Source organism: Larsenimonas rhizosphaerae, assembly GCF_026240105.1.
Taxonomy (GTDB): domain Bacteria; phylum Pseudomonadota; class Gammaproteobacteria; order Pseudomonadales; family Halomonadaceae; genus Larsenimonas; species Larsenimonas rhizosphaerae.
Genome location: NZ_JAPIVE010000003.1, coordinates 120,442 through 135,485 on the forward strand (window position 1 = coordinate 120,442; position 15,044 = coordinate 135,485).

At 59.2% G+C, this 15,044-nt stretch carries 14 protein-coding genes; 4 read left to right on the forward strand and 10 right to left on the reverse strand.

The window, feature by feature from the left end; all coding sequences use genetic code 11:
* Nucleotide 1: 1 nt before the first annotated feature.
* The 3 genes from OQ287_RS10620 to OQ287_RS10630 are packed head-to-tail and all read right to left on the reverse strand — an operon-like array spanning nucleotide 2 to nucleotide 3,466.
* On the reverse strand, nucleotides 2–1,459 hold the full coding sequence (locus OQ287_RS10620; protein WP_250939543.1) for an N-acetylmuramoyl-L-alanine amidase: 1,458 nt from the start codon (nucleotides 1,457–1,459) through the stop codon (nucleotides 2–4).
* Between the two features lie 38 nt (nucleotides 1,460–1,497).
* The gene (gene tsaE, locus OQ287_RS10625) at nucleotides 1,498–1,959 is read right to left on the reverse strand and encodes a tRNA (adenosine(37)-N6)-threonylcarbamoyltransferase complex ATPase subunit type 1 TsaE (RefSeq protein WP_250939545.1); all 462 of its coding nucleotides are present in this window, start codon (nucleotides 1,957–1,959) and stop codon (nucleotides 1,498–1,500) included.
* A 7-nt stretch (nucleotides 1,960–1,966) separates the two neighbouring features.
* Complete coding sequence (locus tag OQ287_RS10630; RefSeq protein WP_265896395.1) at nucleotides 1,967–3,466, reverse strand: NAD(P)H-hydrate dehydratase; 1,500 nt, start codon at nucleotides 3,464–3,466, stop codon at nucleotides 1,967–1,969.
* Nucleotides 3,467–3,569: 103 nt separating this feature from the next.
* Here OQ287_RS10630 and queG point away from each other — a divergent pair, with 103 nt between their 5' ends.
* Nucleotides 3,570–4,706, forward strand: coding sequence for a tRNA epoxyqueuosine(34) reductase QueG (gene queG / locus OQ287_RS10635; protein WP_265896396.1), 1,137 nt, complete (start codon nucleotides 3,570–3,572; stop codon nucleotides 4,704–4,706).
* Between the two features lie 6 nt (nucleotides 4,707–4,712).
* Here the strand turns inward: queG and orn are convergent, their stop codons facing one another.
* Nucleotides 4,713–5,264 carry an oligoribonuclease gene (orn, locus tag OQ287_RS10640; protein WP_265896397.1) on the reverse strand — a complete coding sequence of 184 codons (552 nt, stop codon included), beginning with the start codon at nucleotides 5,262–5,264 and terminating at the stop codon, nucleotides 4,713–4,715.
* A gap of 121 nt (nucleotides 5,265–5,385) precedes the next feature.
* On the opposite strand from orn, the gene rsgA reads away from it, so the two are divergent.
* Nucleotides 5,386–6,393: a small ribosomal subunit biogenesis GTPase RsgA gene (gene rsgA, locus OQ287_RS10645; RefSeq protein ID WP_265896398.1), complete on the forward strand. Its 1,008-nt coding sequence runs from the start codon at nucleotides 5,386–5,388 to the stop codon at nucleotides 6,391–6,393.
* A 70-nt stretch (nucleotides 6,394–6,463) separates the two neighbouring features.
* Here the strand turns inward: rsgA and OQ287_RS10650 are convergent, their stop codons facing one another.
* Nucleotides 6,464–7,786, reverse strand: a complete 1,323-nt coding sequence (locus tag OQ287_RS10650) for an NCS2 family permease (protein ID WP_250939555.1) — start codon at nucleotides 7,784–7,786, stop codon at nucleotides 6,464–6,466.
* Between the two features lie 143 nt (nucleotides 7,787–7,929).
* On the opposite strand from OQ287_RS10650, the gene OQ287_RS10655 reads away from it, so the two are divergent.
* Nucleotides 7,930–8,763, forward strand: a complete 834-nt coding sequence (locus OQ287_RS10655) for a sulfurtransferase (RefSeq protein WP_265896399.1) — start codon at nucleotides 7,930–7,932, stop codon at nucleotides 8,761–8,763.
* A gap of 57 nt (nucleotides 8,764–8,820) precedes the next feature.
* Nucleotides 8,821–9,666: an archaetidylserine decarboxylase gene (gene asd, locus OQ287_RS10660; protein ID WP_407658253.1), complete on the forward strand. Its 846-nt coding sequence runs from the start codon at nucleotides 8,821–8,823 to the stop codon at nucleotides 9,664–9,666.
* Between the two features lie 102 nt (nucleotides 9,667–9,768).
* Here asd and OQ287_RS10665 read toward each other — a convergent pair whose 3' ends face one another.
* The 5 genes from OQ287_RS10665 to efp form a co-directional block, all read right to left on the reverse strand.
* Nucleotides 9,769–11,064 (reverse strand): cytochrome c, encoded by a 1,296-nt coding sequence (locus tag OQ287_RS10665; RefSeq protein WP_265896400.1) that lies wholly within the window; start codon nucleotides 11,062–11,064, stop codon nucleotides 9,769–9,771.
* On the reverse strand, nucleotides 11,064–12,647 hold the full coding sequence (locus tag OQ287_RS10670) for a GMC family oxidoreductase (RefSeq protein WP_250939563.1): 1,584 nt from the start codon (nucleotides 12,645–12,647) through the stop codon (nucleotides 11,064–11,066). Before OQ287_RS10670 ends, OQ287_RS10665 begins: the two co-directional genes overlap by 1 nt.
* Before the next feature lie 2 nt (nucleotides 12,648–12,649).
* Complete coding sequence (locus OQ287_RS10675) at nucleotides 12,650–13,165, reverse strand: sorbitol dehydrogenase family protein (RefSeq protein WP_250939565.1); 516 nt, start codon at nucleotides 13,163–13,165, stop codon at nucleotides 12,650–12,652.
* A 254-nt stretch (nucleotides 13,166–13,419) separates the two neighbouring features.
* Nucleotides 13,420–14,388, reverse strand: coding sequence for an EF-P lysine aminoacylase EpmA (gene epmA, locus OQ287_RS10680; protein WP_265896665.1), 969 nt, complete (start codon nucleotides 14,386–14,388; stop codon nucleotides 13,420–13,422).
* 79 nt (nucleotides 14,389–14,467) lie between these two features.
* On the reverse strand, nucleotides 14,468–15,034 hold the full coding sequence (gene efp / locus OQ287_RS10685; RefSeq protein WP_250939567.1) for an elongation factor P: 567 nt from the start codon (nucleotides 15,032–15,034) through the stop codon (nucleotides 14,468–14,470).
* Nucleotides 15,035–15,044: the final 10 nt, after the last annotated feature.

The following is a 15,044-nucleotide window of genomic DNA, read 5'->3' on the forward strand; positions in this document are numbered from 1 at the left end:
CTCAGGGAATATTCAGTACCTGTCCGACCCGCAATACGCTGGACGACAGCTGGTTGGCCTGGCGCAGGGCAACCAGAGAGACATTGTAACGCGAGGCGATCGAGGACAGGGTGTCACCGGAGCGGACACGGTATTCATCACGTGCCCCGCCACGGCTCTGGTCACGCTGCCAGGCTATCAGGCTATCAGGGGGCGGCTGGCGCTCGAAATGGGCTTTGATGCCGCTGTAGACGGCATTCATCAACTGCGTCTGATGAGACGGACTTTGCAGCAGCCGCTCTTCGGTCTGGTTGGTAATGAATCCGGTTTCAATCAGCAGTGACGGAATGTCCGGAGACTTCAACACCACAAAGCCTGCCTGCTCGACACGGCCGTGCCTGATCTTGTTGACGCGTTTGATCTGGCGCAGCACATCGCTGCCCGCCCCCAGCGAATCATTGATGGTGGCCGTCATGCTCAGGTCCAGCAATACTCCCCGAAGCATTCGGTCCTTGTCACCCAGGCTAAGATCACCGCCCACACCACCAATCAGATCGGAGTCGTTTTCGCTTTTGGCCAGCCAGCGAGCCGATTCCGAGGTCGCGCCGTGCTGGGACAGCGCAAATACGGAGCTGCCGCGAGGCGAACTGGAACGCGCGGCGTCCGCATGAATAGAGACAAAGAAGTCGGCATGGTGATTACGCGCAATATCCGTCCGGCCACGCAGGGGGATGAACACATCACTGTTGCGTGTCAGGTAGGCCTTGAAACCAGGCGTCGCATTGAAGCGGGCGGCCAGGCGGCGGGCCATCTGCAGAACCACATTCTTTTCATATACGCGGTGCGGGCCAACCGCGCCCGGATCCTTGCCACCATGCCCCGGGTCCACCACCACGACAATGTCACGACGTGGGTGTGACGTCGCAGGCTGGCGTGCCGGAACAGCAGCCTGCTCGGCGGCGTCTTCCTGAGCATCCTCCTGCACCTTGCGCCGGGCCAGCGCTTCCGTGGCTGCGTTTTCACGCTGGCGGATAATCGCCTCAATGGGGTCGCCACCGGTAGACGGCGCGGCGCCGCTGCCCGAGCCACGCAAATCAATCACCAGATCCCGCCCGCCCGAGCCGGCGCGCCATTGCTGCGTGAAGGATACCGGCGCCGTCAGATCCAGCACGATTCGCAGATTGCGCCCCTGGCGAACACCGGAGCGCACCGACTTCACCAGCGCACTGTCAGCATTACCGGTCGTCAGCGGACCGGACCGTTGCGTTTCATCCAGATCCACTACCAACCGGGCCGGATTATCAAGGGTAAACACCTTGCTGGTCGTTTCACTGTCCAGTGAAAACACCAGGCGCGTTGCACCTTCCGACGATGAAACATCAAGCCCTTCAAGCGAGGCGCCACGCGCCGAAAAGGACACGGCTACGCCCGCCATCACGATAAACAGCAGGATGTAATGTACCAGGACACGCAAGGGCATAAACCTTCCTTAAATCACATGACGCAGAAACACGGTAGTCATGTTCCTGCCGACAGGGCCTTGATCACCATTGCCCCGTACGTTGTACGCGCATCAATTACAACATGCCGCCCTTCCGGCAACACCTCCAGCTGCAGCAGAAGATCAGGCTCGGAAAGCCAGCCTTCGCCGCGTACCGGCCATTCCACCACCACAATGGCATCGTCGCGGCCCAGTACATCACGCGCACCCACAAACTCGAGTTCTTCCGGATCCCCCAGGCGGTACAGGTCAAAATGATAGAGCTGCACCGTGGCCAGTTCGTAGGGTTCCATCAAGGTATAGGTCGGGCTTTTGACGGCGCCTTCGTAACCATAAGCGCGAAGCAGCCCCCGGGTCAGCGTGGTCTTGCCCGCCCCCAGTTCGCCGTCAAGAAACAGCGTGCCACGTCCCTTCAATGCTTCGCCCAGCTGTTTGCCAAAGGCAACCTGGGCGGCTTCGTCCTGCAAGGTGATTTTCATGATGTCATTACTGCGGGTTGGCCATTCGTCGCGCAAAGGATGCCAGATCAGTCGCCAGCAAGCCACGCTCCCCCGCATCGGCAGCCGCCCTGTCTGCCGCACAACCGTGCAGCAACGTACCGGTCAGGGTCGCCTCCAGCAGTGACAGGCCCTGCGCCAGCATGGCGGTAATGAAGCCTGTCAGGGTATCGCCCATTCCCCCGGTCGCCATACCGGGGTTACCGTAGGGGTTCAAATACACCTTCACCTCCCCGTCACCGTCTTCACCGGCCACCAGCGTACCGGCTCCCTTGAGCAGCACCACGCCACCGTAGCGGGATTGAAGCTCTCGGACTGCCGCACAGCGGTCTGCCTGCACCTCAGCTACCGAACAGGACAGCATCGCAGCAGCTTCCCCAGGATGGGGCGTGAGCACCTGATGGTCATTGTGTGGCGCACCGAGATGCCGTAACAGGTGCAGCCCATCGGCATCGATGACCTTGATGGCCGGACGCTGAACGGCGGCAGCCATCAACCCCTGCCCCCAGGCCCCCTGGCCGAGTCCAGGGCCTATCGCAATAACATCGGCCGCATCGAGCAGATCCTTGATGTCATGCGCGTTACGAGTGGCACGCACCATCAATTCAGGCCGGCGCGTCAGGGCCGGTGCAATGTGAATTTCATCGGTGGCCAGGCTGACGAGGCCGGCGCCAAGCCGGGCACAGGCCTCGGCAACCATGATCGTGGCTCCGCCATACCCTGGCCGGCCTCCAATGACCAGCGCATGGCCACACTGCCCCTTGTGGGTGCTGGGCCGGCGGCGCGGCAGGCTGTGTGCAATGCGGTCGCGATTCAGCAATGTCGCCTGCCAGGGTACCTGCGCGATCTGCCGCATCGAGGCATCAAGCGAGGCAAAGACGCACTCCCCGACATGATCCACTGCTGAGCCGGTATAAAGCCCCACCTTGCGCCCAATAAAGGTCATGGTGATATCTGCACAGACGGCGGCTTCCTCGACCTGGCCGGTATCGGCATTGACGCCGGAGGGAACATCCAGTGCAAGTACTGGCAGATTCGACCGGTTGATGCAGTCAATGGCAGCATCATAAGGTGCCCGAAGCGGTCCCTGAACGCCGATACCCAGCAATGCATCCACTACCAGTGCCCCGTCAAGCCGGAGCTGTGGATGCCAGGGCGTCACGTGGACTCCGGCATCACGCGCCATGTGCCAGGCACCCTGCGCCTCACCGGTCAGATGCTGTGGCGCCTTCAATGCCACCACCTGCACCCGAAGACCGGCCTGACGAGCGAGCGCTGCCACCACGTAGCCATCACCGGCATTATTGCCGCCGCCACACAACACGCTCAACGAAGCTACATCAGGCCAGCGCTGGCGCAGCAAACGCCAGGCGGCCATACCTGCCCGGCGCATCAGTTCAAGCCCGGTCAGGCCGTGGTCGGTTATCTGTCGATCCAGCTCTCGGGCCTGATCGGCAGTGTATAAACGAATAGAACGATCAAACGACACGCCGCGCCTCCTTTGAACATCAAACCCCCGGTGGTCGAAAGCCAGGGGGCGAACAGGATACACTAGCACTTCATACGCTTCTGTTCCGACCTCCTGTGCCCCCATGCCCGATACCCGCTCGACCTCTTCATCGTCACTTGACTACGACGCGCTTGCCACCGACATCAAGTACTGGGCGCGGGAGCTCGGCTTCAGTGACGCTGGCATCACGGATGTGGATCTGGGCGAGCATGAAGCCTACCTGGCATCGTGGCTGGCTGCCGGCCATCACGGCACCATGGATTACATGGAAAAGCATGGCACAAAACGTACCCGCCCGGCAGAGCTGATCCCGGGAACACTGCGCATCATCAGCGTGCGAATGGACTACCTGCCCCCGGAAGTGGAAACCGCAAGACTGTTGGGGCAGCCCGACAAGGCGTATGTCTCGCGCTACGCGCTGGGTCGTGACTATCACAAGCTGATCCGTAAGCGCCTGGATCAGCTGGCACGCAAACTGCAGCAGGCAATCGGGCCGTTCGGCTTTCGCGCCTTTGTGGATTCAGCCCCGGTAATGGAGCGTGCTCTGGCGATGAAGGCCGGTCATGGCTGGTTCGGCAAGAATGCCATGCTGCTCAACCCGAAGGCAGGTTCACTGTTTTTCCTTGGCGAGCTGTATACCGACCTGCCGCTACCGGTCGACAGGCCCTTTGCCACGGAACACTGCGGTTCCTGCAACCAGTGCCGGGTGGCCTGCCCGACCGGCGCTATTGTGGATGACAAGGTGGTCGACGCCAGAAAGTGCATTTCCTACCTGACCATTGAACTGCACGGAGCGATTCCAGAGCATTTTCGCGCAGCCATGGGCAACCGGGTATTCGGCTGTGATGACTGCCAGCTAGTATGCCCCTTCACCCGCTTTACCCGTCGCAGCAATGAAACGGATTTCACCCCACGACATGCACTGGATCGCGCCTCGCTGGTTGAGCTGTTCAACTGGGGAGAGGAAGAATTTCTGGAAAAAACCGCCGGCAGTCCGATTCGCCGGATCGGCTACGAGCGCTGGCTCAGGAATCTGGCGGTGGGCCTTGGCAATGCGCCCTGCTCACCACAGGTCATCAGCGCCCTCAAGGCACGTCAGGCCTACCCTTCAGCCCTGGTGCGCGAGCATGTCGCTTGGGCACTGAACCGGCACCGCCGAACGGACATGCCGGTTGTTTTCAAGTCGCCCATGGCAGCTGCACAGGCGACATTGCCCTGAACAGCGTTACTTCAGATCAAGGAAGTGGGTGCGGTAATACTGCATTTCCTCGATCGACTCCCGAATATCATCCAGTGCCTGATGGCTGCCCTTTTTGACAAGCCCCTTGAGGATATCGGGCTTCCAGCGTCGGGCCAGCTCCTTGAGTGTGGATACATCGATGTTGCGATAGTGGAAAAAGCGTTCCAGTGTCGGCATTTCATACTGCAGGAAACGCCTGTCCTGATGGACGCTGTTACCGCACATCGGGGATACCCCCTCACCGACATGCTCAGCCAGAAAGGCGATGGTCTGACGCTCTGCATCTGCCGTCATCACGCGACTTTCCTGTACCCGCCTGACCAGCCCGCTCTCACCGTGCGTACGCGTATTCCATTCATCCATGGCGTCCAGCAGCCTGTCAGGCTGGTGGATGGCCAGCACGGGCCCCTCGGCAATCAGGTTCAGATCGCCATCGGTGACAATGGTGGCAATCTCGATGATACGCTCACTGGCCGGCTCAAGGCCGGTCATCTCCAGATCGATCCAGATCAGCCGGTCATCGCTCAACTTGCTCATTCAAAAACGCTCCCCTGCAGGGTTTCAGCGAGACCATGGTACGGCCTCGACAGTGAACACATGGTCATTACCGTCATTAAAAGCGTACAATCTGGCTGACCATTACACCAGCGAAGGGCGCATGAGCCGACGAAAACTGAGCCGCCAGCAACAATGGCGCATCGACAAGATTCAGGCCGAGAAAACCAAACGCGCCGAGCGCAAGGAAACCCACAGTGCCGAGAAGGAAGCCAGAGGCGAGTACGGCCCGGAACAGACCGGCCGAGTCATTGCCCACTTCGGCCGTACACTGGATATTGCCGACGATGCGCATCGACTGTTTCACTGCCACCAGCGCGCCAATCTGGACTCACTGGTAACAGGAGACCGGGTTATTTTTCGTGCCGGCGATGATGCCACCGGTGTCATCGAAGCACGCCTTGAGCGCGACTCCACTCTGGAGCGTCCCGATGCCCGAGGCAATCTACGCCCGGTGGCCGCCAACGTGGACCGCATCCTGATCGTGTTCGCCGTGGAACCTGCCCCGCATCCCAATCTGATTGACCGTTATCTGGTCGCATGCGAGGCCACAGGTATTACACCGGTACTGCTGCTGAACAAGACCGATCTATTGCCCGAGGATGGCGGGGAACTGCGACGCTGGCTGGCCGAATACGAACAGCTTGGCTACGACGTGGTGCCCGCCTCCATCAAGGAGGAGCACGGCCTTGATGTGCTCACCCGCCAGGTTCATGAATTCACCACGGTCTTTGTCGGCCAGTCGGGAGTGGGGAAATCCTCACTGATCGGTGCCCTGCTGCCCGAAGAGGACCTGCGGGTCGGCGCGCTCTCCGAACAGCAGCGCAAGGGAACGCACACCACCACTACGGCGCGACTTTATCGATTTCCTGCAGGAGGCGAATTGATCGATTCTCCCGGGATTCGCGAGTTTGGCCTGATGCACCTGACAGAGCGTCAGGTAGCCGACGGGTTCATAGAGTTCAGACCCTTTCTCGGCACCTGCCGCTTCCGGGACTGCCGCCACCGCAGCGAGCCTGGCTGTGCATTGCTTGACGCCGTGGAGCAGGGGCATATCAGTGCCTCCCGCTTTGCAAGCTACCGTCATATCATTGCAAGCCTTGAAGCCTGAAGACGCCCTGCCCCTGCATGAAAAAACGGCGCCTTTCGGCGCCGTTTCCTGTTAGTACCCGCGTGATCAATCAGCCTTCCATCAGCAGCAGGATCGACAGCACAAACAGTACCCACATGGCAGGCTTGACTTCACGCGCCTTGCCCACACCAACCTTGACGACCACGAACGACAGAAAGCCGAAGACCACACCGTGGGTAATCGAGTAGGTCAGCGGAATAAGGATCATCGCGATAAAGGCCGGAATGGCATCGTCCATCTCGTACCAGTTGATCATCCGGATCGGGTCCAGCATGAATACCCCGACCATGATCAAGGCCGGCGCGGTGGCAATGGCCGGCACCAGCGACAGCAGCGGTGAGAGGAACAGAAACGGCAGGAACAACAGTGCCGCAACTACCGCCACCAGCCCGGTCCGTCCGCCCTGGCTGATACCCGCAGCCGATTCAACATAGGCGTTGGCCGGGCTGGTTCCGAGCGGAGCCGAGATCAAGGCAGACAGTGCATCGATGACCATTGACTGGCGAATATTGCGAGGCTCGCCATTCTTGTCCAGCAGCTTGCCGGCCTGACACACGCCCATGAAGGTAGACAGGGCATCAAAGAAGATGGTGAAAAGAATCACGAAAATGAATGGCGCATAGGCCACGTCCAGCGCCCCCATGATATCCACCTGCATCAGGCCACTGAAATCAGGCCAGGCAAAGATACCACTGAAATTGACAAGGGTCGGTGTGCCCAGGTACGCGCTGCCATCACCCCACCAGCGGCCGATCGGCCAGGCCAGCAGGGTGGTGAAGATGATTCCAAGAATCAACGCACCCTGAACTCGCCGGGCGACCAGAACCGCAGTCAGGGCCATGCCGATCAGAAAGGTGACCAGCGGTGCATCCATGGGAGCCATGGTAACGACCGTGGCCGGGCTGGTGGTCAGAAACCCTGCATTGACCAGTCCGATGGTCGTAATGAAAAGGCCGATACCGCAGGCAATGGCATAGCGCAGCTGCGACGGGATCGCATCAATCACGTACTGGCGCACATTGAACAGGGCAAGAACGGCAAACAGCACGCCTGCCCAGAACACACATCCCAGTGCCGTTGCCCAGGGGATCCCTGCACCAAGCACCATGGTGTAGGTAAACAGCGCATTGATGCCCATGCCTGGTGCCACCAGGATCGGGTTGCGCGCATACAGGCCCATCATCAGGCTGCCGAAGAAGCTGATGATGACAGTGGCCGTCAGGGCGCTGCTGAAGGGAATGCCTGCGTCACTCAGGATGGAGGGGTTGACGACGATGATGTACATCGCCGCCAGAAAGGTGGCTACCCCTGCCAGTATTTCCTGTCTGGGCGTACTGCCCTGCGCTCTTATTGTAAATAGTTTTTCCAGCACGTTGTTACTCTCCAGCGATGGGTATAAAGCAGACTCATTATATAGATACCAGCCCTTCTGACCATGACGAGTTGTCTCAAACCCGGCCTATCCGCTAGCCTGAGACTTTCTGCCTGGCCATTGTTTACCTGAAAGGACCGCCCATGAGCACCGAAGACAACCTGCTTGGCCTGATTATTGAACCTGATCAGCTGGCGCCACTGCTTGGCGATGAGCGCCTGCTGATCATCGACGTGCCTGCCAGAGCCGACAGCTACCGGGAAGGCCATGTCCCCGGCGCCGTCTTCCTGGACCACACCCGCCTGATGGCCGGCAGCAATGGCCTCGTAGCCAATGACGTACCGGATGAAGAAGCGCTGTCGGCACTTTTTTCATCGCTGGGGCTGACCCGCGACACCCATGTGGTGGCCTATGACGATGAAGGGGGCGGCTGGGCCGGACGGCTGCTGTGGACCCTGGAGTTGATGGGACACACCCGGTACTCCTACCTCAATGGCGGCATCCACGCCTGGCGAGGTGATGATCACCCGGTAGAAACGAAAGACACCCTGCCGACTGCCAGCGATTATCAGGCGGAGATCAGAAATGCCGCGCTGGCCATGGATGCCGATGCCATCAGGGAGCGCATTGAAGACACCGACTTTGCCATCTGGGACGCACGCTCACCCGATGAATATAACGGCGTCAAGGGCAAGAACCGCCACCTGGGCCACATCCCCGGCGCCATCAACATCGAGTGGACCGAGGCCATGGACCCGGCACGCCAGTATCGCCTGCGGGATTACGCCGAGCTTGTCACGCTGCTGGGTGCCCGCGGCCTGTCTCCCGAGATGGACATTGTGACGCACTGTCAGAGCCACCACCGCAGCGGCTTTACCTGGCTGGTCGGGCGCGCGCTGGGGTATGAACATATCAGCGCATACCCGGGCTCCTGGGCCGACTGGGGCAATCGTGACGATACGCCGATCGAATCCTGACAGGCAGACGTTGAATCCACAGGGATGGCATAATGCCCTCCCTCTTTTTCAGACCGGATGTGCATTGTGAATCGCGATCAGCTCTTTGCCTGGCTGCAGTACCCGCTTCCTCATCACCTGATTTCGCGGCTGGCCGGCCATCTGGCCGACTGCTCGACGCCCTGGCTGAAAAATGCCTTGATCAGACAGTTCATCAAGACCTTTGATGTCGACATGCGTGAAGCGGCCCATGAAGACCCCGAGGCGTATCGCACCTTCAACGAGTTCTTTACCCGGCCGTTGAAACACGATGCACGCCCTATAGGCGCTGGCGTGGTCTCGCCTGCCGATGGCCTGCTGTCCCAGTACGGCGCCATCGACAATGGTGATCTGATCCAGGCCAAGGGGCATACCTACAGCGTTCAATCGCTGCTGGGCGGCAATCGGAATGAAGCCGCAACATACGCCCGGGGGCAGTTTGCCACGATTTATCTCTCACCCCGGGACTATCACCGGGTCCACATGCCGTTTGCCGGACGGCTGGTATCAACCCGCTACGTCCCGGGACGCATTTTCTCGGTAAATCAGGCCACGGCACGTGAAGTACCCGGCCTTTTTGCGCGCAATGAGCGCCTTGTGTGCCATTTCGAAACAGAGGCCGGGCCCATGGCCGTGGTCCTGATTGGCGCCATGATCGTGGCCGGTATCGAAACCGTCTGGTCCGGACAGGTCACGCCAGGTGCCAAATCACCTCAGACAACCCGGTTCGACGATACCATTACCCTGGAGGCCGGTGACGAGCTGGGCCGATTCAAGCTGGGCTCCTCCGTGGTGATCTGCCTGCCGGAAGGCGTGGCGTTTCATTCGGATGTGGACACCGGTCAAATGCTGCGCATGGGTCAGTCACTCGCCGTTACCTCCTGACCCCGGTTCAGCCCTCATGAAAAACGCCGTTGCGAATCATATCGCAACGGCGTTTTTACAGGTGCAGATCTTGCCCGCCCGGAAGCGGGCGGGCACTCACTGTCAGTCCTTCGAGCGCAGCTTGCCGACAGCCTCTGCTGTCGTTGTGGCCTCCGGATTACCGAAGGTGCTGGTCAGGAAGTTGACCAGTGTCGCGACCTGTTCGTCCGTCAGGGATTCCCCGAAGGCAGGCATGAACAGTTCACCGTGATTGTTTTCACGATGCACTCCTTCAAGGATGACACGAGTCAGGTTATCCAGATGCGTCGTACCGACCACACTGTTGTGATAAAGCGACGGGTAGTAACCATCGGGTGACCCACTGCCATCAGCCGCGTGACAGGTAGCACAGTTACCCATGAAAAGTTCTGCACCGGGCGAACTGTCCATGGCCTTTTCGGGGTCCTGACCGCGAACAACCATGTCAACGGCCACAGGCTCACCCTGAGTGAAACGTGAGGTTTCCATTGTCTTGCCATCATCCACGGCCGGCACCGAGCGCAGATACGTGGCGATGGCGTGCAGATCACTATCGCTCATGAAACGGAAACTGTGTTCCACGGCTTCACCCATCGGGCCTGCCGCCTGAGCCTTGCCCTTCACCGAGCCGGTTTTCAGGTACTGAACGATGTCCTCATCACTCCAGCTGCCAAGGCCTGCGGCCTTGTCATTGGTAATGTTGAAGGCATGCCAGCCACCAAGGTCAGCGCCGGACAAAAAGCCCTTCTCGGTCTCGTCGGTGCTCTTTTCCTGCATGGCAAGGCCGCGCGGGGTATGGCAGGTACTGCAGTGAGTAGCGCCCTGTACCAGGTACGCGCCCCGGTTCCAGGCATCACTTTTCTGCTCATCTGCCTGGTAGACCCCCTTGTCCAGAAACATCCAGTTCCAGGCCATCAATGGCCAGCGCATGCTGAGCGGCCAGGGAATATCACTCTCCCGGTTCGGCGCATTGACCGGTTTGACCTCGTTCATGAAGTAGTCGTACAGCGCCTTGATGTCACTGTCTGACATTTTGGTGTACGCGGTATAAGGCATGGCGGGGTACAAGTGATCCCCGCCCTTGTCGACGCCTTCACGCAGCACCCGCGTAAAGTCTTCCAGTGAATAGTTGCCGATCCCGGTGCTCTTGTCCGGCGTGATGTTGGTGGAGTAGATATCTCCCATCGGCGTCGGCATGGCCAGACCACCGGCAAACGGCTTGCTCTCATCAGTGGTATGACAGGCGGTACAGTCTGCGGTACGCGCAATATAGGCACCACGACTCATGCTGTTCGAGTCAGCAGACTCGGCAGCCAGGGCCGACTGGGTGGCCAGAAGACCAAGGCTTGAGGCTATCGCGAATACAAGTGATGTGCGCATCAGACTTCCCTCTTCAACGTATCGGCAATACGAAGCGACAGCGCTGCAATGGTCAGCGTGCAGTTAACGGTACCCACGGTCGGCATGGTGCCCGAACTGGCGATGAACATGTTGTCATGATCGTGAGTTCGGCAATCGCCATCAACAACACTGTTGGACGGGTTATCGCCCATGAGCACGGTGCCGCAGATATGCTGGTTATTGGCGAAATTGTCGTGATATTCCACCTCGGTGCCACCCATCAGCTGAGCAATGCGGCCATAGGCTTCACGGGTATGTACCGCACTGCGCTTCACATAGTCGTCAATCGCGTAGTGAAACTCGGGTTTGGGCAGCCCGAGGGCATCCTTTTCCGTCGCACTGGGGCGAATGAAGTTTTCAGGATGCGGCAGCAGCTCATGGAAGCTGTCGACCTGAACATACCGGGCCGCCTTATCACGAATATCCGCGTCCAGCGCGTTGCCCAGAATCAGACGGTCGTCCTGCTTGAGAATGCGGCTGGTCATCTGATCCGTGCGTGACAGGTTCGAATGGTGCAGTTTCTTGCCGGCGTACTCGGAGCGGAAATCACCATCACGCCACCCCACGATGGATGTCATTTCCTGAGGGCCACGGCCCGGCCAGAGATTTTCACTGGCAAAGAAGCTGACGCCCGTACCCGGATGGTCCATCAGGTTACGACCGACCATACCGGAGCTGTTGCCCACATCGGACATCAGCATCAGTTTGGGTGTTTCGATGCCGTTGGCTGCAATCACGAAATACTTGCCTTCAACCCGCACGGAAGTACCATCCGGGGTCTTGTAATGCACTGCCTTGATCCTGCGGTCCTCACCGGCTTCGATCCTGTAGACCACAGCCTTGTCGATTACCTTCGCACCGGCACGCTCGGCCTTTTCAACATGGAAAATGCCGTTATACATCGCACCGATCGGACAAATCGGCATGCAGTTGTTATTGCCACAGCAGGTGGGCCGCTCATCGTACGGACGACTATTGCGCGCCACCGGTTCGGTCACGACATAAAAGCCGTTCTCGTTCAAACGAGTCTTGACCGTGTGTTCGTTATAAGACAGCGGCAGGGGCGACATCGGGTAAGGCTTGCTGCGGGGTGAGCCCAGCTCTTCATCGCTCGGCCCCCAGACCCCCAGCTCCTCTTCGGCACGCTGGTAATAGGGTTCAAGCTCGTCGTACCCAATGGGCCAGTCGCGCCCTACGCCATACAGGGCTTTCAGCTTGAAATCATTGGGCAGGAAACGCCAGGAGGACGCCGCCCAGTGCCAGGTGGTGCCGCCTACCGCTCGAATGTACTGGGCATCATAGGGATGCTCACCCTTCTGAATCAGATAGTCACCTGATGACGGTTCGGGATGCGGAGCATAAGGCGTCGATGGATATGGCTTCATGAAATCCATCTTGTCGGTCTGATTGCGGAACCGCTCGACGATGTCGCCACGCGGGTAGCGCGGGCCGGCCTCGAGAATCAGTACCGACTTGCCGGCCATCGCCATTTGATGTGCCACCAATCCACCGGCAACGCCGGAGCCGACAATGACAACGTCTGCCTTGTGTTGAGTTGCCATGATTACGCTCTCTTGCCGGAAGGTTTGACTGCCCAGAAACCGGGCTCATTGGGGCAGTAACTACGAATGACCAGAATGTCATCCACTGCCTTGAACTGCAGGGCGTGACGGTATGTCACCACCCGGGCCTGATCGCCTTCACCCACAATACCGGTATACCAGGCCGACAGGATCCGTTTGGCAGTGCGACGTTGTTCGGCATTGAGCCCGTCCACCGGCACGGCCTGTCCCTCCGGTACGGCATCAGCCAGTGACCGAAGCCTGTCGCCAAAGCCGTCATGCGCATTCAGAAGTGCCTTCAAAAGTGGCTGACCTACGGCAGGATTCAGCGCTGTCTTTTCGCACAGGGCCTGAGAAAGGCGCATGAAAACACCCAGCGAAGGTACACCGGCCTGTGCTGCAAAGGCCTTGAACGGCGACAGCATCATGGCGGAACCCGCTGCACCAGCAAGGGTTGCCCCCAGCAGCTGGCGTCGGGTCACCGCAAAGGCGCGCGATGATATGGTTTTGCGTGTCATGGTCTTGGTATCTCTTGAAAACCCACAAGGAACACAGGCGTGAAAACGGCCTGCTTGCATCAGTCAGGCTCCTTGAGGAGCTCTTGATATGAAAAAAGGGCTCTAACGGCCCTTTGGGTGCCAGCATCAGGGCGTGCCTTCAAGGCACAAGTTTTGATTAAGTATTCGTTAGTGTACTAACTTTGGTTGAATTACGAAACAAGCTGTCCTTTCAGAGCCACGACAAGGGCTCATTTTAATAAACCTACCTACATTCAGCACACATGGCTGTCGAAGGCCATAATCTCTGAAAGGGTATCGGCCTGTTCCGCCAGCATGACAAGCCGGTCCACGCCCAGTGCGACGCCACAGGAAGGTGGCAGACCCGCCTGTAACGCCAACAGCAACCGCTCGTCCGGGGCCACCCTGGGCAGCCCGGCCTCACGGCGAGCCTCGGCATCGGCGTTAAAGCGCTGGCGCTGCTGAACGGCATCCGTCAGTTCATCATAGCCATTGGCCAGCTCCATTCCTTCATGGTAGACCTCAAATCGCGACGCTACCTCTTCCCCATCGTCATCCCTGTGACATCGGGCCAGCGCGGCCTGGGAGGCAGGAAAGTCCTGCACCACACTCAGGCAGCCACGCCCCAGCGCCGGTTCGACCTGGTAGCTCATCAAAAGATCAAGACAGACATCCCGAGACCAGTCATGCGCTGCCACGCCGGCTGCCTCTTCCGTGCGCAGGCGCAGCACATCGAGTGATGCCGTCAGCGGATCCAGACCGACGTGGGCCTTGAAGACCTCCCGATAACGCAACCTTGTTACCGCCAGTGGCTTGCCCAGCACCCGGCTGATCAGGGCGCAGGTTTCATCGATCAACGCGTCAAACCGCATTCCGGGCCGATACCACTCAAGCATCGTGAATTCAATATTGTGCCTGCGACCGGTCTCCCCATCCCGGAAAACCCGCGCAAGCTGAAAGATGGGCCCGCTGCCGGCGGCAAGCAGTCGTTTCATGTGCCCTTCAGGCGAAGTTTGCAGCCACAACTGCCGGCGACCCTCAGGGGTACTGGCTTCCAGTGACAATGAAGCAAGATACGGGTCGGTGCTGCCGCCCTGCCCCAGTACGGGCGTTTCGACTTCAAGCACGTCACGTTCGGCAAAAAAACAACGGATGGTGGCCAGATGGCGGGCACGGGCGCGAAGCCGGGCCAGGCTGGCTGTCGGCGCCCAGAAGGGAGGCATCGTCATGCGGGGATAATCCATGATTACATTGAAAACGCCGGGCACATGGCCCGGCGTCATGCGTAGGGTATGTCGCGGTTCAGGCGCGGCCTACGTACTCGGCACTACGGGTATCAATCTTCAGGACTTCACCTTCATTGATGAACAATGGCACGCGCACCACGGCGCCCGTTGACAGCGTCGCCGGCTTGGAGCCGCCATTGGCGGTATCGCCCTTGAGGCCCGGGTCAGTTTCGGTGACTTCAAGCTCGATGAAGTTCGGGGCAGAAATGGCAATGGGATTGTCATCCCAGAGAGTGACCGTGTACGCCACCTGCTCCTTCAGCCATTTTGCAGTATCGCCTACGGCCTTGCGATCGGCAGCATACTGCTCGAAGGAACCGTCGGTCTTCATGAAATGCCACATTTCGCCATCGTTGTAGAGGTATTCCATGTCCAGTTCAAGAACATCAGCCCCTTCCAGCGATTCGCCGGACTTGAAGGTCCGCTCCCAGGTACGCCCTGTCATCAGGTTGCGCAGCTTGACGCGGTTGAAGGCCTGGCCCTTGCCGGGCTTGACGAATTCATTGTCGACGATGCTGCAGGGATCGCCATCCAGCATCACTTTCAAACCGCCCTTGAATTCGTTGGTAGAATAGTTCGCCATAATATCTCAC

Excerpts from the sequence above, each read along its gene's own strand:
- OQ287_RS10620 (WP_250939543.1), bottom strand. The coding sequence starts at position 1,459 with ATGCCCTTGCGTGTCCTGGTACATTACATCCTGCTGTTTATCGTGATG.
- tsaE (WP_250939545.1), bottom strand. The coding sequence starts at position 1,959 with ATGAAAATCACCTTGCAGGACGAAGCCGCCCAGGTTGCCTTTGGCAAA.
- queG (WP_265896396.1), top strand. The coding sequence starts at position 3,570 with ATGCCCGATACCCGCTCGACCTCTTCATCGTCACTTGACTACGACGCG.
- orn (WP_265896397.1), bottom strand. The coding sequence starts at position 5,264 with ATGAGCAAGTTGAGCGATGACCGGCTGATCTGGATCGATCTGGAGATG.
- rsgA (WP_265896398.1), top strand. The coding sequence starts at position 5,386 with ATGAGCCGACGAAAACTGAGCCGCCAGCAACAATGGCGCATCGACAAG.
- OQ287_RS10655 (WP_265896399.1), top strand. The coding sequence starts at position 7,930 with ATGAGCACCGAAGACAACCTGCTTGGCCTGATTATTGAACCTGATCAG.
- asd (WP_407658253.1), top strand. The coding sequence starts at position 8,821 with ATGTGCATTGTGAATCGCGATCAGCTCTTTGCCTGGCTGCAGTACCCG.
- OQ287_RS10665 (WP_265896400.1), bottom strand. The coding sequence starts at position 11,064 with ATGCGCACATCACTTGTATTCGCGATAGCCTCAAGCCTTGGTCTTCTG.
- OQ287_RS10670 (WP_250939563.1), bottom strand. The coding sequence starts at position 12,647 with ATGGCAACTCAACACAAGGCAGACGTTGTCATTGTCGGCTCCGGCGTT.
- OQ287_RS10675 (WP_250939565.1), bottom strand. The coding sequence starts at position 13,165 with ATGACACGCAAAACCATATCATCGCGCGCCTTTGCGGTGACCCGACGC.
- epmA (WP_265896665.1), bottom strand. The coding sequence starts at position 14,388 with ATGCCTCCCTTCTGGGCGCCGACAGCCAGCCTGGCCCGGCTTCGCGCC.
- efp (WP_250939567.1), bottom strand. The coding sequence starts at position 15,034 with ATGGCGAACTATTCTACCAACGAATTCAAGGGCGGTTTGAAAGTGATG.